Origin of the sequence: Paraflavitalea pollutisoli, assembly GCF_029360705.1 — a bacterium.
In the GTDB taxonomy this organism is placed as follows: domain Bacteria; phylum Bacteroidota; class Bacteroidia; order Chitinophagales; family Chitinophagaceae; genus Paraflavitalea; species Paraflavitalea pollutisoli.
The window spans coordinates 235,639-261,718 of sequence record NZ_JARKMX010000008.1; the positions used below are offsets into that span (position 1 = coordinate 235,639).

The following is a 26,080-nucleotide window of genomic DNA, read 5'->3' on the forward strand; positions in this document are numbered from 1 at the left end:
GGTATCAACTTAACAGGTGTTAAGTTTTTTGGGGACCACGGCGTATGTGTGACACCGGTATCGTTCAGAAGCTTTTGGTGATTTTGCTAATTCTACTATATTTGTGGGGCTGCGATCCATCACAAGTAGCCAGTGTCCCAACCAACAGTCCGGAGATGTTTTATTTATTCACCTAATAAAAGAAACAGCTTCATGGACAAAGTATTGGTTCAGTTTTTCGACTTCCTCAAACAGCAAGGGTATGTATCCCCCGAACTGATCACCCTGCTAAAGCGGCATATCAAGCACGAATCGTTCCCGCAAAAGAATACTTGCCTGCTGAAAGCCGGCGAGGTCAGTAACAAAATGTATTTTATTATTTCCGGTTTACTGCGGGGTGAAGTGCTGCGGGAAGATGAGGAAGTAGAACGGTGGCAGTCGTCGCGGTTTATGATGGAAACCGAGACGGTCTTCAATGTGGCCAGTTTTGGTAAAAATATCCCCAGCAAAGAAAGCATCTATACACTTGCGCCTACGGAGGCGTTGACGCTGACCCGCGAGGAGTTTTTTGCCATCGCAAAAATTTGCCCGGAGTTTATTGAACTGGCATTCACCATGGCCCTGGAATCATGGGGAGAAGCAAATTACCAGTCGGCTGCCCTCAATCCGCTCGATACAAAAGGAAAAGTAAAGTGGCTGATGAAACACCGGCCGGAATGGATAAGCCGGGTGCCCGAAAAACACCTCGCTACTTTCCTGGGCACCACCCCCGAGAACTACAGCCGCATCAAAAAGAAATTGATGAAAGCGGGAAATGATAAACGGAAGCCGGGAGAAGCGGCCTGATTATATCCGTGTGAGCGTCGCACTAACCTACCTGGCTTTTCGCAGCATAGGATGTATAGTTGGTGAGCTGCCGGATTGAATTTCTCCCATAACCTCGAAGCCATGACGCTCGTATAGGGAAATATTTCTTGGGTTGGAGGACTCGAGATAGGCAATGGCGTGATCGCGGTCGATCACCTTGAGCGCTTCGGTCATGAGGGCGGCACCTACCCCAGCACCCTGGTGCGCTGGGTCTACACCGATCAGTGGCAGGTACCAATGCGGTTCGGTCGGGTGGAACTTTTCCATTTGCTCAAATATTTTCGGCATATCGCCTTTGATAGCGTCAGGGGCATTTTCTTCCAATATACGCACCAGCGACTCCTCATCGGGTCCCACGCCGGGCGGTAACCACATAGCTACGCCCGCGTATTCGTCAGCAATAAAGGAGGTTCCCCCAAAAAACGAACTTCCACCAAATGCTTTTGTCAGTAACGGAAAGGCCGCCAGGAATGTTGCGGCATCCGGCAATGACCAACGTGCCATGGGGTCTGTACTGAACGCCAGGGTCATCGTGGCGATGGCTTGTGCTTCATCCGACGGTATGCCTGTTCTTATTGTCATATGTTTCATTTTAACCACCTGGTTACGGGAGCTGGAGCTACCGATAGGTCGCCCGATGGTAGGTTATACAATCAAGTTGTTGATATCCTGCGATATCATCCTGCCTGTTTTATGCAGCAAAAGCATTGCCATAAGCCTTTTAGCCAGCTAACGGCAGCAATGCTGGGATTGGAGGGCTCCCCGAAAACTACTGGGATGTAAGAACCGTCACCGCTGCCTTCCATAGCCGAACGGCGAAGCGATTAGGATACATACCGTTTATAAACGTATCTGGCCCCCCCGATAATTACAGCCGTATCAAAAGAATAGCTATTCGGTCAGTTTACCATTCAATAGAACCTACAATATAATGCCGGAGTATTACGGGTACAATTGGAATAACTGCCGTGGTACTGGCTATCTTCAGTATGCGTGGGGCTGGGCTTTTTTAAAAAAAATATATTCCTGATTTGGAAATTTTTTGCAGGCTATTTAATTTAGTCCCGCCTTTTTTTCGAGGCGCTTTTAATCCATTAATGAATATTTAAAATCTATTTGTTAATCTATGTTAGCGCTACATTGCCATAGCCGGCAACAGCAAGGCCGGCGACATGACTACTCTTTGCCTGTTCTGGCATTTTTATTCCTGCTTATTTTCCAACCCGGGTATGCGGCACCCGCCAGCAGCGCGCCTTCCACGTTCACCGCAAGACTGATCAACCTGGAAGCTACGGCCAAGGAAACTTTTCGTTTCAGTGCTACCCTGCACAACGGATCGGCCAGGCCGGTCACTTACCAATTTTCGGCGGGAGCACCAGCGGGGTGGAACATCGTATTCCGCGTCGATGGTATGTCCGTTACTTCATTCCGTGCAGATTCCGGGCGCTCCCAGGAAGTATCGATCGAACTGGTTCCAGGGCCAGCAACAAAACCGGGTAAGTATCCGGTACCTGTAAAGGCTACCAGTGAATTGGGTGACCTCTCCCTAAACCTGGAAGCCGTGGTGAAAGGAGCTTATGGCGTGGAACTCACTACGCCGTCGGGGCTACTGAGCGATGAGATCACAGAAGGTTCGCAGCAAAAAATTCACCTGACCATCAAGAACACCGGTACCCTACCACTCGATGGCCTGGAACTGACTGCCCAATCCCCACCCAAGTGGGACGCTACCTTCGAACCGCAAAAGATAGAAAGGCTGGAGCCCGGTGGATCGGTCGACGTTGTGGCGACCCTGAAGGTGCCCGATAAAACCATTGCCGGAGATTATGTAACCACTTTTTCTACCCGGAACAATCAATCGAACAGCAGTGCTGTATTCCGTATGACGGTTACCACTTCCTGGCTGGCAGGCTGGTTTGGTGTGCTCATCATCCTGGCGGCAGTGGGGGTTATTTATACGCTGATAAAAAAGTACGGACGCAGATAATCCACTAATTATGCAACAAGCAATCATTGAACTGGAAGGGCTCTCCAAACATTACGGTTCTCTGAAAGCCGTGGATAACCTTAATCTGCGTATCGCTCCCGGGGAGATCTATGGCTTGCTGGGGCCCAATGGCGCCGGTAAAACCACCACCATCCTCATGATGCTCGGTTTGACGGAACCAACTGCCGGCACAGCGACCGTGTGTGGCATCAATGCCACCACCCATCCCATAGCGGTGAAGCGCAAAGTTGGGTATATGCCCGACAGCCTGGGTTTCTACGATTCGATGACGGCGCTGGATAACCTCGTGTACGTGGCCCGGCTAAGTGGGATACCCGAAGGGCAAGTGCATCACCAGTCCCGTCAAATGATGGAATTGGTAGGCCTTGCAGCGGCCATGGATAAAAAAACAGCAACCTACTCACGGGGCATGAAGCAGCGGCTTGGCCTGGCCGAAGTACTCATTCGCCAACCGGAAGTCATCGTGCTCGATGAACCCACCCTGGGCATCGATCCCACCGGTGTGAAAGACTTTTTGACCCTGATACGACAGCTAAGCCGGCAGCAGGGTATTACGGTGCTGTTGTCTTCCCATCACCTGCACCAGGTACAGCAGGTGTGTGACCGGGTGGGCATCTTTGTGGGCGGCAAATTGCTGGCAGATGGTGATGTGACTTCTTTGTGGCGCAACCTTTCGCCAGGGGAAAATACCGTCGTAAATATCCAACTGGCCGATCCGGCTTCGGTAGACCCCGCGATACCGGCTGCCCTGAAGGACCTCGAAGGTGTACAGGCCGTGTCGCTCACTGAGGAAGGTATGGAGCTATCCTGCTCCGCCAACATCACACCCGCGATCGTACGCAGGGCAGTACAACTGGGGCTGGAGGTGATGGGCGTTCAACAAAAAGCTTACGGGCTGGAAGATATCTATCACCGCTATTTTGAAAACAATGTAAACCTTCATAAAACGGATGGAAAATCCACTGGTTTATTTCAACGGACTTTTTTCAGGAAGCAAAAAGCATAACCGCTTCTTGTCATTGCTATTCAACCGGGCGGAGGTCACTACGGAGGCCAGGCAGCGACCACCGCTGGCCGTCATGGTACGCAAAGAAATTGCCGACCATATCCGCTCCTGGCGTTTCCTGATACTGCTGCTGCTGATCCTGCTGACCTATGCCGGATCTATGTATATATCCCTTTCGAATGTAAAGGCCGCAGTGGCCAATGAGAATGACCCCGACAGGTTATTTCTGTACCTGAAGTTGCTCACTATTTCGGATGGTTCGCTGCCGACCTTTCACATCTTTATCAGTTTCCTGGGCGCGCTGCTGGGTATCAGCCTTGGTTTCGATGCCATCAATGCGGAGCAAAATGCCGGCACCCTTACCCGCCTGCTTGCGCAACCCGTATACCGCGATACGCTGCTGTTGGCTAAATTCCTGGGGGCTTTCACGATCGTGAGCACATTGTTCCTGTCCCTGGCGCTGCTGATGATCGGTGGTGGTTTGTTCGTGACGGGCGTAAAAATAGAAGGGTCTGAGTTTATCCGCATCATGGCTTTTGTTGTTGTAACGGTGTTGTATGTGGGTTTTTGGTTGGCCTTGTCCATCCTCTTCTCTGTACTTTTCAAACAGGCAACTACCTCGGCGCTGACCGTCATCGGGATCTGGTTATTTTTCACCATTTTTTACCGTATTGTGGTGAGCATGATCGTCAAAGCCTTTTTCCCCGATCCGGTATACCTGTCCGAATCGGAAGTGGTGTCGTACCAGCAACTGCTGTTGGACTTTCTCAGGCTCGCGCCCAGCCAGCTGTATACCGATGCGACCACTACCCTGCTGATGCCATCTGTTCGTAGTCTTGGCCCGCTGACGATGGAGCAGATGGCCGGCGCCATCCCGTCACCACTTTCTGTAAGGGAAAGTTTATTGATCGTATGGCCGCAGGTAACGGGGCTGGTGGCAGCCACTGCAGTTTGCTGTGCGCTTACCTATTATTGTTTTATGCGCAAGGAGATCCGTACGTAATATCATATACCCTTCACTTGGTTACGGTCGGTCCGGAAGGGCCGGCCGTAATTGCTTTACTTCGCCCTCCCTTCCACTTACCTGGGCACCAACCCGGAACATTATAACCGGATTAAAAAGATGCAGAGGCTGCGGGATGGTAATAGCCATCGTCAACCTTATTGCCTGTTGCCTTGTTAGATACCCGGCAAAGCTAAAAAGCCACTAGTATTTACATCTCAACAGCATACGCAGCATGAATAAAGATAAAGTCGCCTATTCTATATTGGAACTGGCCATCGTTTCGGAAGGCAACACCATTAAACAGACCCTCAATAATTCACTCGCCTTAGCCAAAGAGGCAGAAGCACTTGGTTACAAACGGTATTGGTTTGCGGAGCACCACAATTCAGCCTATATAGGCAGCAATGCCCCCAGTTTGCTGATCGGCTATGTAGCAGACAACACGCAAACCATACGGGTAGGTTCCGGCGGTGTCATGCTGCCCAATCACTCGCCGTTGGTGGTGGCCGAACAATTCGGCACCCTGGCACACCTGTATCCCGGCCGCATCGATCTGGGCCTGGGCAGGGCGCCCGGCACCGACCGGGAAACGGCCGAGGCCATTAGTGCGGATTTTATGCGTGCGGCCCATGCCTTCCCCCGGGAGGTCGATAAAATTCAACAATACTTTTCTGTAAACAACAAAAACGCCAAAGTCAGGGCTGCCATCGCAGAAGGTACAGAGGTGCCCATCTATATACTAGGTTCCAGCACGGATAGTGCTCACCTGGCCGCCCAGAAGGGCTTGCCTTATGCGTTTGCCAGTCATTTTGCGACTACGCAATTAATGCAGGCTTTGGCTATTTACCGAAGGGAGTTTCAGCCATCGGAATGGCTGGATCAGCCTTATACGATGGCCGGGATCAATGTGTGCGTGGCCGATACAGATGAGGAGGCAGAAAGACTATTCACGACCCTGATCAAGATGTTTGTGGGCGTATTGACCGGTAAATCGCAAGCCTTGCAGCCGCCCGCCGAAATGACCGACGATTTACGAGAGGTGCTCCATCACCCTTCGGTACATCAGATGCTGAAGTATTCGTTTGTAGGGAGTAAAGAAACCGTGAAAAAGCAATTACAGGCTTTCCTGGAGGAGACAAAAGTCAACGAGCTTATTGTAGCATCAACCGCCTATGACATCAATGACCGGCTAAAGTCTGTCAGACTATTTGCTGAAATCATGTCGGAGATCAATAATTCGTAAAGCTGCTTGTATTTCGCCTTTCTGCAGGTGAACTGGTACTACCTTTATAGTTATGTCAGGATCGTTGATCCTGGTACAAAGAATAAGCCTTCGAAGTTGCTTCGGGGGCTTTTTATTTGGTGGGTGTCGGGTAGCTGAGTTTCAGGTGTAGCTACTGGTGATGGTATCCGCCCGTGGGCTGACAACACGGGTTATTTTAAGAAGAAGAGGCTGAATAGTCGAACTGGAATTGATTTATCTCATAAAATGCTCATTATTTGCCGGTTAGTTGTTGAGAGGTTGTTCCATGTCGTTAGTTTTCGTTAATATAGTATTCAAATGACACCTGCTGCGTAGCTCTCCGGTAAAGTACCCTGTCAGGATTGAATAGTTCATTTATGTGGGAGATGTAGAGCAACCTGATTGACAGGAAGGGGAGATATTATTGTACAACGTCTTTCATCCATTTATTTCAATGAGGGTTGAGAAGATAATAATAGCGGACATTATGAAGACCTTACTCATCTTAATGGCTTTTGCAGGCGCCTTGTCATGTGACGCCCCTGGAGATGCGGCAAAATCCAATGACCAGGCGAACCTGCAAGGAGAATGGCTGGCGCAATCAGAAAGCCTGAACGGCGTCAAAAAGAATGTGTCTTACTTATATGTCTTCAGAGAAGACAAAATTACTTTTATAGACGAGACCGGGAAGGAGATGAAGTATTCGTTCAAGTTGGACACAACCGGCAATCTCAACTTGATTATTATTCGGCCAGCGGAAACGCTTGCCGATTCGACGCCCGTCAGCGTTGCTTATGCGTTGGACGGAGATTCCCTGACGATTGTAGTGGCACCTCCTGGTTTGGTCCCCACAGAAATGTCGGACAAAAACAATCAGGAATTGATTATCTGCAGGCGAAAGGGTTCATAATAAACTGTCAGTCTATTTTTCGTTATACCAAAGGATAAAACCGGTGATCGATAGCAGGCCGGTGCCTATACCGCAAAAAGCATACAATACCTGCATGGCTATACCACCATACATACCGTAGTGTATTTCGCTCATGAGCTTATCGGCTTTTTGAGCCACCGATCGGGTGTTGGCCGTAATGATCTTTTCAATGGTATAGTCCCGGGCGCTGATCTGTATCTCCGTATCGAATTTACCGCCGGTAAGCCGGGAGCTTTCCGGCGTATTTCCTTTTAGTTTAATGACGGGTTTATGGGCCTTGGGGAAATCCACCACGCCGGGCATAAATCCCGCCAAAGCGAAAAGGCCATTAACCTATTTACATAAGATTGCCACCCTGTGCAGTGCGTGGTGTACCGATGGCCCCATCGGAATACTAATGCCCCAGGGTGTTTGGTGTAGGAAAATAGTAGCCGAAAAAGGGGAAGCGCTGGTAATACAATTTCTCGCTCAAGGAAGCATTCCCTGGGATGAAGTGTTATTCGACAATGGTGCGGAGTATATTAATGCCGGGGATGCGATGAAACGGTCATCTGGTTCAACTGAAGACGGACTTTCTGTGTACTGCTGAAGTGTGCCAGGTGTTTTGAAGGCTGAATAGCATTTCAGGGTAAGGAAGGATATCGCAATGAAAAAACGCCTGCACGAGGCAGGCGTTATGATGAGTTACCATCTGTTGCGGGAAGATGAACTGTCGCTTTCGGATGGACTGCTATTATAAGATTTGGAAGGTTTCGCGATCGCTTCTGCCACCTTGATGGTACGGCCGTCTTGCGAAGACTGATCCAATTGATGAATAGCTTCGCGCGCGGCAATGCCGTTTTCCATTTCAACAAAGCCAAACCCTTTTGAACGGCCTGTTTCGCGGTCGGTTACCACTTTCGCAGAACTAACGGTGCCAAATTGGTTAAAAAGATCTTTTAATTGCTGATCCTGGAAACTGAAAGCCAGGTTCGATACGTAGATGTTCATGTAATAAACTTTTTAGAATGATATCTGAGGAAGGCAAGAAGTAGTAGAAGACAAATGTGCAATGGTAGTAGCAGATTGAAGACAAGTACTGATGCGAGGCTCAAATGAATAAACCGAAGCTACGCTTAATAATCGACACTTTAGTTTTTATTTTAAACTGCATCCAAGCATAGTGTGCGGTTAGAAAGGAGTACAAGCGCCCGTTAAAAGGAATTGCCTTTCTATTCTTTAAAGTAGGAGGTAATGGATTTGGTGCACCTAAGGTTACAGTTCATGCGTACCATTGTAATAAATCGTTACATTTAGGGATACCATATTGGACAAACAGCAGCGCCATCAGTATGAGCCAAGTAATCCTTACACCTGAACAAGCCAGAAAGATCATCCTTCACGCAGGCGGACTATGGAAGAAAGCCGCCTTCGGCAAAGGCCCCGAGGCCGTGTACAAACTCATTTGCCAATTAGGCTTCGTGCAGATCGATGCCAACTACGTCGTAGAGCGGGCACACCACCACAGCATCGCGGCAAGGGTACCCGGCTACAAACCGGAGTGGTTGCAGGAACTGCAGGCCGATGGTCGGATCTTCGAGTTTTTTACCGCCGATGCCGGTTATCTCCCCATGCACGACTATCGCTTTTCCCTGCCCGTACAGCAAGGTTTTGTAGCTAACCGGAAGCCGTTGACGCAGCCAGAGATCAACCTGATGAACAAGATCCTCGACACCGTTACCCGCGACGGGCCACGTATGGTGAAAGACTTCGACAACGACCGGCAGGTAGCCAGTGCCGGCTGGTGGGATTGGCGCCCCTCCAAGATCGCCATCGAAAGATTGTACAAAGAAGGCAAACTCATGGTCACCAGGGGTAAAGACTTCTTTAAACTATACGACCTGCCCATCAATATACTGCCCGACGATATCGATACCACCCCACCCACGCCCGAGGAGTTTGCCCGGCATGTCATCCGGCGCGAACTGCAATGCCTCGGCATCGCCTACGTAAAAGAAATAGCCTGGCGCGCCCGGCTGGTGAAAAATAACCTGGTGAAGCAAGAGCTGCAGAAGATGGTGCAGGAAGGTGAAGTATTATCGGTGGCCATTGAAGGATTGAAGGCAGCACCCCTGTACATGCTTCCGGGGTATAAGAACAAAAAGATCACGCTTTCTGAAGATGTCTTTATCCTGTCGCCCTTCGATACCTTGAACGTCTTCCGGCATCGCCTCCGCGACTTTTTCCACTTCGACTACCAGGTAGAATGTTTTGTACCAGCCCCCAAACGCAAATATGGTTATTTCTCGCTGCCTGTATTGGCCGGCGATACCTTCATCGCCCGCATGGATGCCAAAGCCGAGCGGAAACAGCAGGTACTCACCATCCACAACCTGCACTTTGAAGCTGTCAAACTCAGCGAGGCGACCCTCGACAAATTAGCGGAAGCAATTCGCGCCTTCGCTCAATTCAACCAATGCATCGATATCGTCATTACCAAATCAAACAACCGCCAATACCTGTCCACTATTCGTAAAGGGATTCAATAATATCCACGTTTTGCTACCTGCAGGTGCTCCACCTCCAACGCACCGCCCTTCCTGGCTCATGGTGACAGGCAGCAGCCCCCTCGCGCCTGCACACCACTTCCACTTGTTTGAATTTCGCAGTTTTTAGTCGCGTAGGTGCATCAACGCATCCTGCTGCACGCGATAATTTTGATCTGACAAAAGCAATAACAGTGGATCAAATAAAACAGCAAGCAATGGAAACAAACAACAAACACACAGACAATCAAACCTACATCGGCATGTGGGTAACGGCCGACGGCTATATCCGGCAGGAGCTGTTGCCCAACGGAAGATATGATGAAGCCCGCGGCAACCGGCAAAGTGCTTATACCGGTCGTTACGAGATCAAAGGCACCCATATCGATTACTGGGATGATACCGGGTTTACGGCAGACGGCACCTTTACAGACAACGATACGCTGCAACATGGCGGCTACATCTTTTACCGCGAAAAATAACACACCATGAACAAGTATAATAAACTATTGACACCCCTCTCCTTCCCCAACGGCATTACCTTAAAGAACAGGATCGTCATGGCACCCATGACCACCTGGGCCGGTAATGATGATTTCACCGTATCGGACCAGGAACTGGAATGGTTCAAAAAACGCGTGGAAGGCGTTGGCATGGTGATCACCGGCTGCACCCACGTAAAACCCGAAGGCATCGGTTTTACCAATGAATTCGCGGCCTACGACGACCGTTTTCTGCCAGGATTAACAAAGCTGGCTGCTGCTGCCAAAAGCGCCGGTGCTCCTGCTATATTACAGATCTTCCATGCCGGGCACAAGGCCATCCCCGGATTGAGCCCTGGCAGAACGGTGGTCAGCGCCAGCGACGTGCCATCGGAAATAACACCCTTCAGTGCCCCCGACCTGGTGGCACCCCGCCCACTGGAAGAACAGGAGATATGGGATGTCATCGCGGCCTTCGGCGACGCCGCCCGCAGGGCCATCGAAGCGGGTTTCGATGGCGTGGAGATCCACGGCGCCCATGGGTTTCTCAACCAGAACTTTTTATCGCCCATGGTCAACCGGCGCACCGACCAGTGGGGCGGCTCGCTGGACAACAGGCTTCGCTTTTCTACCGAGGTAGTACGGGAAGTAAGGCGCGTGATCGCTGAATATGCCGACCGCCCGTTCATTACTGGCTTTCGCATTTCACCGGAAGAATCGCACCAGGAAGGATTGAAATTGCGGGATAGCCTGGCCCTCGTTGACCGGTTGATCCATGAGCAGGTCGATTATCTACATTTCTCCCTGTTTCATGTATTGAACCAGAAGCCGTTGAACAGTCAGACCCCCAAAACCATTACGCAGGTGCTGACCGACTTCATCAACAAGCGCCTACCCGTTATAGCTGCCGGGCAAATCACCACACCAGCAGAAGCAGACAAGGCCCTGCAGGCCGGGCTCGACCTGGTAGCCATCGGCCGTGGACTGGTCATACACCCCGAGTGGGCACAATGGGCTTATGAAGGAATAGAAGATGAGATCACCATGGTGTTGGATACAGACCTCGCTGCAGAAAAAAAGATCCCGGAAAACCTGATGCAGTACGTGCAAAGTGCCAAAGGTTGGATTCAAACCGCCAACCAACGAAAGGCTTCCTAAAACCGGCAGCCGAAAGAGGCATGGCATCGGGGCATCACTGTACAAGCAACCATTATGGTTGCCGGTTGCGGAAATGCTTTGGTGTCAATGCCTCATTTTTTTTGAAGAAGTTGATGAAGTGCGGCAGTTCTTCGAAGCCCAGGCACCAACTGATCTCCGAGATATTCCAGTTGGTATGCTGTAGCAGGGTCCGCGCCTCCTGCATGAGGCGGGCAGCGATCAGTTGCGAAGTGGTGCGGCCGGTTACTTTCTTCAGCGAACGATTCAGGTGATTGAGGTGGACAGACAAATGATCCGCGTATTCTCCCGGAAACCGCAGCCGGATACGTTGGTGGGTAGATTCGATCGGGAACTGGCGTTCCAGCAGTTCCGTAAACAGGGCGGTTACCCGTTGGGGCGCGTTGGCTTCCTGGCAGGGTTGGCTCCTGGCTGGTTCCATTTTCAGGGCCATGTATACCAACTCCAGGGTGAGGTTGCGCAAGACATCGTATTTGTATTGAAAATCCGTGTCGATCTCCTGCTGCATGCGTTCAAATATTGCTGTGACGGCCCCCACCTGTGCCGGCGACAATTCAAACAGGGGATTGCTGCCCGGTTTGAAGACCGGATAATCCTTCACCTGCGGATGCTCCCGGAAAAATGCCTCGGTGAAAATGCAGTAAAAACCGGTTTGCTCGTCGGCCAGGTTTTCCCAGGAATACGGTATATACGGATTGGAGAACAACAAACCGCTTTGTTGAAACTCCAGGTCTTTATCGGCGTAATACAACCGGGTTCTGCCATTCAGCAAACTGATCTTATAAAACCCTTTCCGGTTGTAGGGCTGGCAATTGACAAAATTACCGGGTGTGTTGTGAATGGCAAATACGTTGAACTGGCCCATTTCCCGTTGCAGGTAATCGGGCATCCACATGGTGGGGAGATCGAGGTCGGCGAGCGTTCCCATAGTTGTAATATTTCGTCAGTAAAAATGGACCTGGTTCAGCCATGAGCCAGGTCCATTCGACACAAAAATATTCATTACGCGCATTGACCGGCTGCATCATTCAAACTAAAAACTGCAAAAATCAAACAATGAGGCGCATGACCACCCCGGCAAAGCGGAGACAATACTTATGCTTTGGTAACCTTTTTGACAATAGTAAACCCCTGCATCTTAGAGAACATATCGACCCGTTTATAGCAAAAGCTGATTTGCTATAGAGGTGCCTGAATGGCTTTGTTCTTCTTCTTTCGCCACGGGGCATCGATCTCCCAATCTCCTGCCATGATACAACCATACGGCATGATCTCGTCGACCACTTCCCCCAATCCGAATTCCTGCATCTGGCGTTTTACGGCATGCGCATCCTTGTAGGCGCTGGGCAATTCGGAGATATCGATGTGTTTAGAGAAAAAACGGATGTCGAGTCCAGCTGTTTCTGCTGCAAATATTTCTTCTATGGTTTTGCCAGCCTTGGCCCTTTTATGCGCACTTCGGCTCACATTCCTTCCCGCGCCGTGTGGGGCAAAGCCGAGGTTGGTGGCCGTCGTTTGTCCCTTCACGATCAGCACCGGCATGCTCATGTTCAGCGGTATCAGGCGTAACCCGTCTTGACTATCCGGCACAAATTTGTCATCCAACGGTGTGGCGCCTTTGGCGTGGTAAAACAAATCACCCTCCTTGAATACAAAATTGTGTTCATTCCAGAACCGGTTTACCAGGTTCCCATGCAGCTTTTCCAGCGTGGCATCGTGAATGGTGGTATGGTTCAGTTTGGTCCAATCCCGCACGATCTGTAAGGCCTCCCAATACGCCTGTCCTTCTTGGGTATCATACGGTATCCAGGCGTTTTTCGCCAGCGTTAGCGGAGAGATATCTTTCCTGAATAGTTCAGCCACCTTCATGCCCTGTGTATACAGGTTGGCGCCCAGTCCACGGCTTCCATGGTGGGTCACCATCATCGTGTCGCCTGTTTGTTGGGAAATCCCTACAAACAGGAAATGGTTACCATCGCCCTGAGTACCCAGATGCGATTTGGCGATCTGCAAACTAGCCTGGTTGTTGAAGAAGGAGTTGGCCCTCATACGCGCTTCCAGCTCCTGGGGCAGGTCTGAATACTCCAGCCGTCCGCCACCACCAAAATGCGTCACGGCATTTGCTGCATCCAATACTGCTTTAGGATCCTGCTTACCGAAATTGGTCATCATCACCGAACAACAGATATCGGCGCTATGCATGGCCGGGTGTATGGCGTTTCTGGCGGCTACTACCCCACCTACGGGGATCTGTCCAAGCCCTCCTGTCGGACAGGCATCGGGCATCACCACACCTTTTACCAGGGTCGGTGTCTTCATCAACTCATTCATGGTAGCCACCACTTGGTGCACGTTGGCTATTTCATCGTTCGTTTCAGCTTTGATATTTTGGTGAAAAGGCAATGGTTGCTCGAAAGGGTCAACAATGGCCGGAGCCACGGTGGCTAAATAGGCGGCCAGGGCCTCTCCTGCCAGTTGGTGTTGGTTGGCGTGTTCGATGGCCGCTTTAAACCATTTTGAAGGTCGGTAGCCCAATTCAATCAATTCTTGTCCGGTAATCATGGTAACAATTTTATCACTTGACTGCAAGATGCAACACCCCTGCGCAGTAGAGCTGCGTAGGTGCAAAATAGTTGAAATTTACCGGCTGATTTGCTCCAGCATATACCTCCAATGGCGGTTGTTCGGCTCCAGCTGTTGCGCTTTTTCAAAGTATTGCCGTGCTTTGGTCTTGTCTTTTAACAGCAGGTAGGTGGTCGCCAGGCTTTCGCACGCGCCCGCAGACTTCGGGTATTCCTCCGCATTGAGTGCATACAGGCTGATAGCATCCTTATATTGTTTGTTCCTCCGGCATTCTTCTCCGAGGTAATTGAGGGTGGCTTCGTTGAAGGTATAGCGCGGATCGGCTGCGGCCTTTAATTGACGATAGCGGGCAACAGTGGCATCGACACCGCTCGACCGCAACGTACTCCGCAACGTATCCAGCAATGCCCAGGGATAGCGGTAAAGATCCACCCGGCGACTGGGATCGAGGAGGTACCTACCGATATCCGTGACGGAGTTGTTGTTGTTGCAAAGCACCACGACTGCGCATTTTTTTACCAGGTCAAGGCCGAGGTAGGTCCGGTAGCCCGGCATGCCTCCGTCCTTAAACAGGTAATGCTTGCCGTTTTCCTGGTAAAGCGTCCAGCCCATGGTGGTATAGGTATCCTCTCCCTCTTTTTTCGCTTGCAGTATATGTGTCTGCTGCATGGCAGGATACAAGGGAGTGGATACAAGACCCAGTTGGGCCCGGGCGAATGTCAGCAGGTCGTTGACGTTGGATAGTAAGGCACCTCCTGCCCCAATGGCGCCCAGTTGACCCAGACCCACCACCGCACCTGTTTCCGCATGGCCGATGGCCAGGTTGCTACGCTGTTGAGCATTCAGCGTGATTACGGTGTTGTTCATATGCAGTGGCTGGCAGATGCGCTGCTTTACCAGGTTTTCATAGTCCTTGTCCGATACTTTTTCCAGGATCAGTCCCAACAAGCCATAGGCCACATTGGAATATCTCCACTTAGTATCGATATCGGGTGGCTGAAATGTAGACACGTATTCATACAATTTAACGGGCGTATAGTCGGCATAGGCCCGGGTAAAGTCGGGGTCTTTGGGAAATACATTGTCGGGAAAACGCGGCATGCCCGAGCGGTGGGTGGCCAGGGACAGCAAGGTGATTTCTTTCCCATTCCATTGGGGCGCCCTGGTATTGGCCGGCAGGTATTTCGAGAGTGGGTCGTTCACGCTGAGCTGACCTTGCTGGTCCATATCGCACAGCAGCAGCGCCGTAAACACCTTGGTGATCGATCCGATCTCATACAGGGTGTTGGCATCGGGCTGACGGCGATCTTTGTCACTCAGTATGCCTTCGGCAAATACCTGCCGACTGCCCGTGGAGTCGATCATGCCTACGATGATGCTTTTGCCCCGTTGGGCCGCTACCTCGCGTTTGAGCAACGCCCGGATACTATCGCTGGGGAGCTGTGCGGAGGCATGCTGTAAGATTACATACAGTAGCGCGGGCACCAAGATCACTTTATTCATTCCTTTATAGTTGTTGTTTATGCTGCCAGCATTATACACCATCGATCCCCATGTCATTGCATTATTTGCGCCGGGGAGACTAGCTATAAATGTACGCAAAACGTTGAGGTTGGGCACGAACAGGTTGCCCGCCTGTCACGAACGCTGTCATTTCTTCCTTCTTTTTCTGGCATGTTTGGTTGGCAAGGCGGTGCGTTTTGTTAATATCATAGTGCAATAATTGTCCCGGCAAGCTAAACACAATAGGTGCTTTCGATCCCATTGACTTACTTTTTGAATAGCCGACTTTGATGCGTTCGTGCTTTCTGGCAGCTAATAAGCAACGTTCCCGCTCTGTTATCCCGCCTTAGTGATTCATAGGCTGCCTGAACTGCTTTTACTATGGATGAGTTACCTGTTACACCATCAACCAAAATAATATGCGAAGCAAATTGTTTATTTCATTTTCGGTACTCCTAAGTCTTATACTTTTGGGCTGTGGCGCTGATCGCGATCTTCCCAAAGCTGATACCATTTTTTACGGCGGTGATATCATTACCATGGAGGGTGATTCGGCCAGCTATGTGGAAGCGCTTGCTGTCAAAAACGGCCGCATCCTGTTTGTAGGTACTACAAAGGAGGCGGACGGCTATCAGGGAGACAGCACGTTGATGTATGACCTGCGGGGCGAAACGCTGGTGCCGGCATTTATTGACGCTCATGCCCATGTGGCCAATTATGCCATGGTATCTGCCACTGCCCCATTATCGCCCCCACCCTATGGTGACGTAATGTCGATACCCGATCTCCGGAAGGTGTTATCCGATTACATCGGTCAGCATAAAATTCCCGATGGTGGTATGGTGTTGGGTAATGGCTATGATGAATCGGTGATGCGGGAACATCGGCATCCCACAGCTACGGAGTTGGATAGCGTATCAACTACCCACCCGATATATATCGTGCATACTTCGGGTCATATGGGTGTTGGCAATAGTCTGTTTATGAAAAAATTGGGTGTTCGTTACAGCACGCCTGATCCTGTGGGCGGTGCCTTTATCAGGGATAAAGCATCCGGACAGTTAACTGGAAGAATGATTGAAAACGCCAATATTCATGCCTTGCTGTACGTGCGAAAACAGACTCCCCCAACACCTCCGGAACATCAATTCGATGCCTTACTGGCCGCAGAAAAACTGTGGTTTAAAAATGGCCAAACGGTCATCGGAGAATGCAGGGCCGACCCAGCTACACTCCATCTGATCAAGGCCGCCGACGAAAAGGGGCTATTAACCGGTGATTTTATTGTGTTGCCCGACTATGATCTCAATAAGGATAGCCTGGCCTACTGGAAACAGTATTATAAAAAATACCAGGGGCACTTCAAGGTGGGGGCCATAAAAATGACTTTTGATGGCTCTCCACAGGGAAAGTCTGCATGGCTTACAATGCCTTATTTGGTTCCGCCGGATGGTGAACAGGCAGGATTTAATGGCGTGCCTATATATACCCGACAGGCTGCTTACAATGGGTTGAAGGATATATTCAGTAACGGTATGCAGGTACATGTGCATTGTAATGGTGACGCCGCTATTGACGAGTACCTGGACCTCATAGACAGCTTGCGCAAAGAGAATTTAGTTACAACCGATATGCGCAATGCAATTATACATGCACAGGTTTGCCGGCCCGATCAGGTGCCAAGGATAAAACAGCTAAACATTATACCCAGCTGGTTCCCCACGCATTGCTATTTGTGGGGCGACTGGCATTACGAAAGTGTGCTGGGCCCAGAGCGTGCAAACCATATAAGTCCGCTGAAACAAGGGTTGGACAATGGGCTATTATTTACCATTCATTCAGATGCTCCTGTAACCCCGCCCGACCTCATTACGGCCATCTATGCAGCTGTAAACCGCCAAACCAGGAGTGGCCGGGTATTGGGTGCCGATCAGCGCATCCCTGCCTATGAAGCGTTGAAAGCGATTACGATCAACGCTGCCTACCAATGGAGTGAGGAGGATAGCAGGGGGTCATTGAAAGTGGGGAAAAAGGCGGACCTGGTTATTCTCGATAAAAACCTGCTGAAGGTGGAGCCGCTGGCTATCCGCGAGGTCCAGGTGCTGGCCACGATTAAGGATGGTAAAACGGTTTACAAAAAATAGCCCCTTCACTGGCCACGCATCACCATATCGTAGATTGACTTCAACTGCGTATCGCCAAATCCATAAATGCTTTCCCGCTTCCAGAATTCCTGAAACACCCCGGGGAAGTCGGTAGTGCCCTGTTGCAGGATGTCGGCGATCACGCTTTCGGGCCGCCCGGCTGTGCCGTCGTGGGGGAAACGGTCAATATGGGCTTGTACCACTTCCTGCAAATAGGGAAAGGCATCAGTAGGATGGCTGGCCAGCCGGCTTAGCGCATCCAGGTTGTTGTCTTTATAGGCAGCCCATAGGTCGTGCCCGAGTTGCCCGTCTACATCGCTTAAAAGAATTCTGTCGGCATAGCAAACCTGCAGCTGCGGGGATGTGGCCGGCCCATACCCATTCCAGAAATGCTTGCTGTCTCTGTCTACATACGAGGTATAAACGGCATAGACCTTTTTCCGGATCGACAGGCCATGGAGTAGCGACAGCACAAACCACATATTCACCTGGCAAAACAGGTCGTACTCAAACCAGAGGTTGAAGGTGGAGCCGTCGGGCGCCTGTAGTACTTGCTCAAATTGGCTGACTACCTTGTCGTGGTAGTCGTTCTCCGCTACACCCAGGTATTTCGCCCTTGCTTGCCAGAAGGATGGCAGGTCATTGCCCGATACATCTCCATCTATCAGCGCTTCCCTGCACACAATAATGGCTCCTTCAATTTCGCTTTCAGGAAAACTATAAGCGAGCGCATCTCCGTTTAAGATATTGTATTTCATGTTGGTGACGGTTTTAATAGGTTCGCTGTGCACTTAAATGTACGCTAATGGCCGGAGGAAACCGGGTATTTACAATTATTTACACAGTTGGCGCCGCTATTTTACAGTCCTGTTTCAGGATGCTGCCGGGAAGCCGGTAGATTCGCGGTGTCAAACCTTCCTGCACAAATAATTATGAAACACCTACTAATCTACACGTTGTTCTCCCTGGCTGGTTGGTTCAGCTCCTGCGGACAAAACCCCACCAACAAACCACCAGAAAATGCCCGGCCCATCACCGACTTTAAGCATAACGACACCGCCCGGTTGAGATACACCACGGGCGTTCGTGCCATTTTGGAAGATAGTAAAGGAAATACCTGGTTTGGTAGCAATCGCGAAGGGGTATGTATGCTTAAGGATGGGCAACTGCAATATTTTACTACCCAAAATGGATTGAGTGATAACCAGGTCAGGAGTATTTATGAAGATAAAAATGGCATCATCTGGTTTGAATGTGGGGTGGGGTTAAGTAAGTACGATGGTAAGGCAATGACTGTTTCCAGGGAGCGGGAATATTCGGCCCCTAAAGACAGGACGTTTAACGTCAGTGATCTTTGGTTTAAAAGCGATGAAACGGTTGGGTACAATAAGCTGGAAGGGCTGGCAGGTGTGTATCAATATGACGGAAAGCACATCTATTACCGCTCCTTTCCTATACAACCGCCACGGGGACACGAAAATGGCTATTCCATTTCCACCCCTTTTATAAAAAGCAAAACAGGCATGGTGTGGATGGGGACTTACAATGCCTTGATCGGGTACGATGGCAAGCGGTTTACCATGTATACTGATGATTCGATGGGATTAGATAGTACCGAATCTTTGCATATCCGGGCCATTATGGAGGACAGCAAAGGCAATATATGGATTGGCAATAACAGTGGTGGCAGTCCCATTGGTGGCATCGGCGTCATAAAATATGATGGTAAGCAATTCAATCACTTTACCAAACAACAGCGATTAAGAAAAGAAGACACCAAAGGTAACTCCCTGGATCGGGTGTTTTCGATTGGTGAGGACAGTTCGGGTAACATGTGGTTTGGCACCGTACAGTCGGGTGTGTGGCGATATGATGGGCATACCATGACCAATTTCACTCAACAAGATGGCCTCGATGGTGACATGACCTGGATTATTTACAAAAGTAAATCAGGCGAATTGTGGTTTGGTGGAGGCCCCAACGGGGTGTTTCGTTTCAATGGCAAGTCTTTTGAGCGGAAGTATTAACTGGTCGTGTGCAGAGAGTCAATGGCGGCACTACTGCCTTTGGGGAAGCAAGGCAATACATCTTTCGTAAAATAGGGCTCCTGGTTTACCCAAAACATATAATTGTTGCATCACAGCTCCACTGTCGTATTCCGGGGTCAATAGATAGTCCGGAATTGCTTTGTAACGCCGGAGCCAGGTAATTACTGTCAGTCACAATTAATTTCCCATCTCTTCTAATAACAGTAATTTCGGCCATCGGTTTATCCGCCCTGCCGTCCCTCCACCCCTTCCTGCCCTTTTTCACTGTTGATCCCGGTACCGCGTGAAACGCTTATCCTACATCTATCTACATCCATAAAACATTGACCATGCGACTCATCCTCGTATTGCTGGGAGTGGCTGCTGCCTTCACTTCGGCTGCCCAGGAGTTCAATCGCCTCCAGGCGGATTCCCTGTTGCAATTACTGCAGGCAACCAAGGCATCGGCCCCCAAGGTCGAAATACTTACCAACCTGGCTGCCTACCATATTTTCAAACCCGGCGAAAACAAGGTCGACCTGGATAGTGCCAATACCCTGTTGCAGGAGGCTACTCAACTGAACCAATCGGCCCGTATTCCTTTTTTTGAAGGTCGCCTGCTGCTGATCAAAGCCATTATGCTCCGCGAGCAGGGCAACGAGGCCGATGGCCGGAAAGCCGTGGAGCAGGCAATACCCCTCCTCGAGCAAAGTACCTACCGTTATCACCTGGGAAGGGCTTACAATGAACTGGGTGGTTATTACGAATGGCAGGATAAAGATCAACTCCGGCAGCGGATCGTGTTGACGCATAAGGCGGCCGACGCCTTCCTGCAGGCGGGGGATATCGAGCAACAGGGACATGCACTACGCATGTTGGGAGATCTGTATGGCGTCAACAGGGAATTTCCCAAAGCGTTGGTCGTGCTGAAAGAAGCCGTCGTGGCCTACCAGGCAGCAGGCCATACAAAGCTGCAGGGGGTATACGAATTGATGAGCCGGGCCAGTATGCGCGTTACGGACTATAAAAGCGCCATCGTCTATGGACTGCTGGCCTTGAAGGTGGCGAAAGCCGAACAGGATAGTTCACTGCAACTGGCTACGATCAACAACTCATTGGGCAACCTGTACCGGATGGCGGGCAGGCGGGAAACCGCGATCCGCTATTTTAGAGATGCCCTGGGGGTAGCGCTCCATTTTGATGAAACCTCCAATGTGATCTCGATCGCTTACAATATTGGTTTGTGTTACCTCGATCTGGGGCAGCCCCGCGAGGCGATCAACCTGCTGCAATCGATACCTGTACACCATACGTCCGACCCACATCCCATCGGTCGCACCTGGCTCAGCACTATCTATATGCGTGCATATGAGCTCCAAGGGCAGGAGGACAGCGTGTTGCGGCACCGCCACGCATTGGAAAGGGCCGTTGTAGATCCGGTAGTTTCCCAGGACCTGAAGTATGCCGCGTATGTGGTACTGGGACGGAATTATTTCGGCCGGCAGGATCTGCCGCGGGCTTTGCATTTTCTTCGTCAATGCGATAGCCTGGAAGTGCCACCGATATCGCGCCCTGCCGCTGATAGAGCCTTCCTGGCCTACAAGCTCGACTCCGCGCAAGGCCGCTACCGGGAGGCCCTGGTGAATCTAAACTTATACAAGTCGGTGTCGGATACCCTGTTCAACGAGGTGAAATTCCGCCAGTTTCAGCAACTGGAGGTTGAATACGAAACCTCCAGAAAGGCAGATTCCATTGCCTTGCTGACGCAAAAGAATGACCTGCAATCGGCCAGTTTACGCGTAGCAGGGTTGACAAGGGATATTACTATTTCCGGTATTGTACTGTCCGCTGTCATCATCGGATTGCTCTATCGGCAGTACCGGCTAAAACAACAAAGCAACCAGGTAATTACCGGGAAGAACAATAAACTGGAGCGCCTGGTGAAGGAAAAAGAATGGTTGCTCAAAGAAGTGCATCACCGGGTGAAAAATAACCTGCAAACGATCATGAGCCTGCTGGAAATGCAGTCCAACGCGGTGAACAAGGATGCCCAATCGGCTTTACTGACCAGCCAGAACCGGATCTTTGCCACTTCCCTGCTCCACCAGAAGCTGTATCGCTCGGACAATATATCGTCCGTCAATATCGCCACCTATTTGTCGGAATTGATCCAGCACATCAAAGACGCCCTGGAGGTGGAACGTCCGATAGCGATCATGAAGGATATTGTGCCCCTGGAGCTGGATGTTACGCAAGGCGTACCGTTGGGACTTATCGTCAACGAGGTGATCACCAATACCTTCAAATATGCCTTTAATGACAGTATCGAGCATCCTGTCATCACGGTGTCACTGACCCACCAGGATGGCATGGCCGAACTGCTGATCGCCGACAACGGTATTGGCTTCCGGCGCAAAGAGGAGGAATCCATGGGGTTGGGACTGGAACTGGTAATGGGACTGGCAACCGATATCGGCGCCACCGTATCCATCGAGTCATCCCAGGGCACTTCCGTGCGCCTGCGTTTCAAACCCCGGTTATCACTGCATTCCATGGTGAGTGCCGGGGAGGAATATGCAGCCGTGTGATGCCGGGAGGATGTTATTTCATCTTCCTCCGCAACCATTTCCGCAAGGGCTCATCGAAGAATTTCAAACTGAGGTAAGCCAGGACGATCGATCCCGCTAAGGTCATCAGCGCTGTAGGCCAGGCTTGCGCCAGGGTGATGCCCTTATTGTTGCTGACCCAGGCCACGTAGAAGTAGACCAGCGGATAATGCACCATGTATAAGGGATAAGAGATATCGCCGAGGAATTTGCAGACTTTGTTTTCAAAAGGCTTTTTAATCACACCGCTCGCTCCCAGGTACACGATCACCGGGAAGATCACCACGATACAGATCGACTCATACAGCCCATTCATCCAAAGATGCGCCTCGCCGCCTATGCGGGGCATAAAGAGCAAAGCCGCCACCAACAGACTACACAACAAGAAGGCATTGTTGAGCTGGGTAGGTTTCGCTACCCGGGATAACAACAGCCCCGCAAAAAACGGGTACATCGTGCGCGTGATGCCCACCCGCATATGATCCCAGTTGAGGGTCCAGCCGCCGGTGACGTCGCCATTGGCGTTGGTCAGGGCAAAGTGGAAAAGGGCCGCGGCAGCGATCAATACAAATACAAAAAGCGCCTTGTTTGACAGCTTTCTGATACCGACTGCATAGAAAATATTAGCGATGTACTCGAAGAACAGCGACCAGGCAACGCTGTTGAGCGGATGCATTTCCTGCCAGCCGCGGATGTCGAGCGACAAAGGGATGGGGAGTATCGTATAACCAATCAGCAGCACCAGGAGAAATTTCCATACCGGCACCTCGTGGATCGTAGGCCAGATGGTAGAATCGGTGAAGTAAAATCCTATGGCGCCCAGCGTCATGCCCAGTATCACCAATGGCTGTAAACGCTCGAACCGACGTCTGAGAAAGCCACCGACCGTAAGTTTGTTCCACCGGTCATCGTAAGCATACCCGATCACAAAGCCCGAGAGCAGGAAGAAGAAATCAACCGCCAGGTAACCGTGGTTGATCAGTTGATCAAAATGACTGGTAGAAAGTGGTTCGCAGAGGTGAAAACATACTACGATCAGGGCAGCTACCCCGCGCAGTCCGTCCAAAATGGGATAGTGAGGTTTGGTGGCAAGTTGGTTATTGTCCATCGTCGTCGGGTAAAAATTGGGCGTTCAGAACACACTGAAACTGGTTACGGAAAGCGGTAAAAATAGAAAGATAATAGGTTGGGTGATCGCGCCGGCAGGCCGAAATAGGGATATTTGCTGATTTTGGAACGGATTGCACAAAGATTGAAACAAAAAGGTGTAAGGGGTGAGTCATCCGTTGTTTACCTTACCGCTCTTTTTATTTGAACAAAGCCATTTTACATGACGAGATTGGACAGTTTTAAAGCCATGGCAGTAGCCGTCGGTTTGTTTGCCAGCAACCACCTGCCTGCGCAGGAGCGACAAGCGCCCGCCTATCCCCTGATCACGCACAATACCTACTTCAGTATCTGGTCGATGACCGATCAATTGACTGCCTCTACGACCCAGCACTGGACGGGAGCCGATCATTCGCTGTTGGGATTGATCAACGTAGATGGCAAGGTATACCGGTTCATGGGCAAGACCGAATCCAATTACAAAACCATCGTACTGGCTGCCGACGAAATAGCCTATACCGTTCGCTATACCGAAGAAAAGCCCCAGGGCGACTGGGCATCCGCCAGTTTCAACGACGCCAGTTGGAAATCGGGCCAGGCACCCATCGGCGATGATGCCAAGACGGCCAAAACGCTCTGGAAATCCAACGATATCTGGGTAAGAAGGGCTTTTACCGTAGCCAACCTCGCCGCCATCAACGAGCTTTTCCTGAAGCTGAACCACGACGACAATGTGGAAGTATTCCTGAATGGGAAAAGGGTCTATGAAAAAGCGGGCTGGACCAACACTTTCCAGTACCATGCCATCAACAAGGCAGACCTGAAAGCCGGGCAAAATATCCTGGCGATCTACTTGAAAAACACGGCCGGTGGTCGTTTCCTCGACTTTGGTCTGGTGGATAAGATCAAAGACAATACCGGCGCCATTGCCCTGGCCGATCAAAAGAAGGTTGCGTTCACCGCCACCCAAACCAGCTATGACTTTACCTGCGGAACGATCGACCTGACTTTGACTTTTACGTCTCCCCTATTGCTCAATGATATGAAACTGCTGGCAAGGCCCGTTTCGTACATTACTTACGGCGTAAAGGCCAACGATAATAAGAAGCACCAGGTAAAAGTCTTTTTGGGTGCCTCCTCCAACCTGGCTGTTTACCAGCCGATGCAGGAAGTCACCACGCGCCAATACGCTGCTAACGGTTTGTCGATCCTGAAAGCCGGTACCGTCGAGCAACCCATCTTACAAAAGGGCGCAGACGATATGCGCATCGATTGGGGCTATTTCCATGTGGCAGTGCCCCAGTCATCCGGCGCCACACAATTTATCACCAAAAGCACGGAAGCAGCGCAGGCCTTCGCGAAGGGCGCTACCACTTCCACCGCCTCCAAAGGGAAATCCTTATCGCTGAATACGGTGATGCCAATCACTGCCGTGGGTAAAAGCCTGATCGAGCGGCATCTGCTGCTTGGTTACGATGAGATCTATTCCGTGCAATACTTCAATACCAACCTGCGCCCCTGGTGGAACCAGGATGGCAAACAGACCATCGAAGGTCAACTGGCCGATGCTGAAAAAGATTACCCGTCAGTCATCGCCAAATGTGTGGCCTTCAACAGTGAGCTGAACAAAGAAGCAGTGAAAGCCGGTGGTGATCAGTATGCGCATCTTTGTGCATTGGCTTACCGCCAGAGCATCGCCGCTCATACGCTGGTGAAAAGTCCCCAGGGAGAAACCCTGTGGCTGTCGAAGGAAAACAACAGTGGTGGGTTCATCAACACCGTAGACGTCACCTACCCTTCTGCCCCGCTGTACTTGCTCTACAACCCCGAATTGCTGGAAGGCATGCTGAATGGCATTTTCTATTTCAGCGAAAGTGGCAAGTATCCACACCCCTGGGCTGCGCATGACCTGGGTACCTATCCCATCGCCAATGGCCAGACCTACGGCGAACCCATGCCGGTAGAAGAATCCGGCAATATGATCATCCTCACGGCGGCGATCGCGAAAGTGAAAGGCAATGCGGATTATGCTAAACTACATTGGAAAACCCTCACTACCTGGGTCGATTACCTCGTGAAGGAAGGCCTCGATCCAAAGACGCAGCTGTGTACCGATGATTTTGCGGGCCACCTGGCGCGCAATGCCAATCTATCGGTGAAGGCCATTGTTGGTATTGCCTGTTATGCACAGCTGGCGGAAGCACTTGGCGAAGCAGAAACGGCTAAGAAATACAGGGCCATCGCCGAAAGCATGGTGCCCAAATGGATGGAGATGGCCGATGGTGGTGATCACTATAGCCTGACCTTCGACAATAAAAATACCTGGAGCCAGAAGTACAACCTGGTATGGGATAAGGTGCTGAAACTGCAATTGTTTCCCCAACAGGTATATGAGAAAGAAACACAGTACTACCTGACGAAGCAGCAGAAGTTTGGCTTGCCATTGGATAGCCGTAAGACGTATACGAAGAATGACTGGATCTTGTGGACGGCCACGTTTGCGCCACAGCGCGAGCAGTTTGAAAAGATCATCGCCCCCGTTTATCTCCATGCGCTGGAAACACCCTCCCGTGTGCCACTGAACGATTTCTACGATGCTATCACCGGTATCCGCGACAATTTCAAGGCGAGAAGTGTGGTAGGCGGATTCTATATGAAAATGCTGGCGGATAGGATGCGGGCAAAGTAGACCGGCCGTTGTGACCTTGCTATAAAGCAAAAGCCTTCTAACCACGTTAGAAGGCTTTTGCTTTATATATAAGTGATGATGTGCATCCGTGGTTGCGCGTAGTGTGCGCGATGCTGTCATAAATGACGCTAACGGTAACGGACTGTGGGTAGATTGTAAAATATTTTGATCCTTTTTACTGCCGTTCTGGGGGAAATG

General features: G+C 50.7%; 21 protein-coding genes. 13 read left to right on the forward strand and 8 right to left on the reverse strand.

Translation table 11 applies throughout. The features are described from left to right. Positions 1–192 precede the first annotated feature (192 nt). Complete coding sequence (locus P2W70_RS15185; protein ID WP_276482335.1) at positions 193–825, forward strand: Crp/Fnr family transcriptional regulator; 633 nt, start codon at positions 193–195, stop codon at positions 823–825. Positions 826–852: 27 nt separating this feature from the next. Here the strand turns inward: P2W70_RS15185 and P2W70_RS15190 are convergent, their stop codons facing one another. Continuing rightward, positions 853–1,428, reverse strand: a complete 576-nt coding sequence (locus tag P2W70_RS15190) for a GNAT family N-acetyltransferase (RefSeq protein ID WP_276482336.1) — start codon at positions 1,426–1,428, stop codon at positions 853–855. Positions 1,429–1,972: 544 nt separating this feature from the next. Between P2W70_RS15190 and P2W70_RS15195 the strand changes: the two genes are divergently transcribed. From P2W70_RS15195 to P2W70_RS15215, 5 genes are all read left to right on the forward strand, one after another. Further along, on the forward strand, positions 1,973–2,833 hold the full coding sequence (locus P2W70_RS15195) for a COG1470 family protein (RefSeq protein WP_276482337.1): 861 nt from the start codon (positions 1,973–1,975) through the stop codon (positions 2,831–2,833). 10 nt (positions 2,834–2,843) lie between these two features. After that, positions 2,844–3,860 (forward strand): ABC transporter ATP-binding protein, encoded by a 1,017-nt coding sequence (locus tag P2W70_RS15200; protein ID WP_276482338.1) that lies wholly within the window; start codon positions 2,844–2,846, stop codon positions 3,858–3,860. Beyond that, positions 3,805–4,863 (forward strand): ABC transporter permease, encoded by a 1,059-nt coding sequence (locus tag P2W70_RS15205; protein ID WP_276482339.1) that lies wholly within the window; start codon positions 3,805–3,807, stop codon positions 4,861–4,863. Before P2W70_RS15200 ends, P2W70_RS15205 begins: the two co-directional genes overlap by 56 nt. A 235-nt stretch (positions 4,864–5,098) precedes the next feature. Continuing rightward, positions 5,099–6,109 (forward strand): LLM class flavin-dependent oxidoreductase, encoded by a 1,011-nt coding sequence (locus P2W70_RS15210; RefSeq protein ID WP_276482340.1) that lies wholly within the window; start codon positions 5,099–5,101, stop codon positions 6,107–6,109. A gap of 487 nt (positions 6,110–6,596) precedes the next feature. After that, a complete protein-coding gene (locus tag P2W70_RS15215; RefSeq protein ID WP_276482341.1) occupies positions 6,597–7,019 on the forward strand; it encodes a hypothetical protein in 423 nt (140 codons plus the stop codon). Between the two features lie 12 nt (positions 7,020–7,031). Here P2W70_RS15215 and P2W70_RS15220 read toward each other — a convergent pair whose 3' ends face one another. Together P2W70_RS15220 and P2W70_RS15225 are read right to left on the reverse strand one after the other, a co-directional pair. Continuing rightward, positions 7,032–7,355, reverse strand: coding sequence for a PepSY-associated TM helix domain-containing protein (locus P2W70_RS15220; protein ID WP_276482342.1), 324 nt, complete (start codon positions 7,353–7,355; stop codon positions 7,032–7,034). Between the two features lie 369 nt (positions 7,356–7,724). After that, a complete protein-coding gene (locus P2W70_RS15225) occupies positions 7,725–8,030 on the reverse strand; it encodes an RNA recognition motif domain-containing protein (RefSeq protein ID WP_276482343.1) in 306 nt (101 codons plus the stop codon). A 341-nt stretch (positions 8,031–8,371) separates the two neighbouring features. Here P2W70_RS15225 and P2W70_RS15230 point away from each other — a divergent pair, with 341 nt between their 5' ends. The 3 genes from P2W70_RS15230 (at position 8,372) to P2W70_RS15240 (ending at position 11,205) form a co-directional block, all read left to right on the forward strand. Continuing rightward, the gene (locus tag P2W70_RS15230; protein WP_276482344.1) at positions 8,372–9,568 is read left to right on the forward strand and encodes a winged helix-turn-helix domain-containing protein; all 1,197 of its coding nucleotides are present in this window, start codon (positions 8,372–8,374) and stop codon (positions 9,566–9,568) included. Positions 9,569–9,783: 215 nt separating this feature from the next. Next, the gene (locus P2W70_RS15235) at positions 9,784–10,047 is read left to right on the forward strand and encodes an Atu4866 domain-containing protein (protein ID WP_276482345.1); all 264 of its coding nucleotides are present in this window, start codon (positions 9,784–9,786) and stop codon (positions 10,045–10,047) included. A gap of 6 nt (positions 10,048–10,053) precedes the next feature. Further along, on the forward strand, positions 10,054–11,205 hold the full coding sequence (locus tag P2W70_RS15240) for an NADH-dependent flavin oxidoreductase (protein WP_276482346.1): 1,152 nt from the start codon (positions 10,054–10,056) through the stop codon (positions 11,203–11,205). Positions 11,206–11,257: 52 nt separating this feature from the next. On the opposite strand, the gene P2W70_RS15245 is transcribed toward P2W70_RS15240, so the two are convergent. The 3 genes from P2W70_RS15245 to P2W70_RS15255 form a co-directional block, all read right to left on the reverse strand. Further along, complete coding sequence (locus P2W70_RS15245; RefSeq protein ID WP_276482347.1) at positions 11,258–12,151, reverse strand: helix-turn-helix transcriptional regulator; 894 nt, start codon at positions 12,149–12,151, stop codon at positions 11,258–11,260. 251 nt (positions 12,152–12,402) lie between these two features. Then, the gene (locus P2W70_RS15250) at positions 12,403–13,785 is read right to left on the reverse strand and encodes an RtcB family protein (RefSeq protein WP_276482348.1); all 1,383 of its coding nucleotides are present in this window, start codon (positions 13,783–13,785) and stop codon (positions 12,403–12,405) included. Between the two features lie 78 nt (positions 13,786–13,863). Then, the gene (locus P2W70_RS15255) at positions 13,864–15,309 is read right to left on the reverse strand and encodes a serine hydrolase domain-containing protein (RefSeq protein ID WP_276482349.1); all 1,446 of its coding nucleotides are present in this window, start codon (positions 15,307–15,309) and stop codon (positions 13,864–13,866) included. Positions 15,310–15,728: 419 nt separating this feature from the next. On the opposite strand from P2W70_RS15255, the gene P2W70_RS15260 reads away from it, so the two are divergent. Next, complete coding sequence (locus P2W70_RS15260; RefSeq protein ID WP_276482350.1) at positions 15,729–17,453, forward strand: amidohydrolase; 1,725 nt, start codon at positions 15,729–15,731, stop codon at positions 17,451–17,453. A gap of 5 nt (positions 17,454–17,458) precedes the next feature. Here P2W70_RS15260 and P2W70_RS15265 read toward each other — a convergent pair whose 3' ends face one another. Continuing rightward, the gene (locus P2W70_RS15265; protein ID WP_276482351.1) at positions 17,459–18,211 is read right to left on the reverse strand and encodes a hypothetical protein; all 753 of its coding nucleotides are present in this window, start codon (positions 18,209–18,211) and stop codon (positions 17,459–17,461) included. A gap of 174 nt (positions 18,212–18,385) precedes the next feature. Here P2W70_RS15265 and P2W70_RS15270 point away from each other — a divergent pair, with 174 nt between their 5' ends. Together P2W70_RS15270 and P2W70_RS15275 are read left to right on the forward strand one after the other, a co-directional pair. Beyond that, a complete protein-coding gene (locus P2W70_RS15270) occupies positions 18,386–19,480 on the forward strand; it encodes a ligand-binding sensor domain-containing protein (RefSeq protein ID WP_276482352.1) in 1,095 nt (364 codons plus the stop codon). Between the two features lie 350 nt (positions 19,481–19,830). Next, positions 19,831–22,068: a histidine kinase dimerization/phosphoacceptor domain -containing protein gene (locus tag P2W70_RS15275; protein WP_276482353.1), complete on the forward strand. Its 2,238-nt coding sequence runs from the start codon at positions 19,831–19,833 to the stop codon at positions 22,066–22,068. A 13-nt stretch (positions 22,069–22,081) separates the two neighbouring features. On the opposite strand, the gene P2W70_RS15280 is transcribed toward P2W70_RS15275, so the two are convergent. Beyond that, entirely contained in the window at positions 22,082–23,194 is a 1,113-nt protein-coding gene (locus P2W70_RS15280; protein ID WP_276482354.1) for an acyltransferase family protein, read from the reverse strand. 222 nt (positions 23,195–23,416) lie between these two features. Here P2W70_RS15280 and P2W70_RS15285 point away from each other — a divergent pair, with 222 nt between their 5' ends. Beyond that, positions 23,417–25,882: a glutaminase family protein gene (locus P2W70_RS15285; protein WP_276482355.1), complete on the forward strand. Its 2,466-nt coding sequence runs from the start codon at positions 23,417–23,419 to the stop codon at positions 25,880–25,882. Positions 25,883–26,080: the final 198 nt, after the last annotated feature.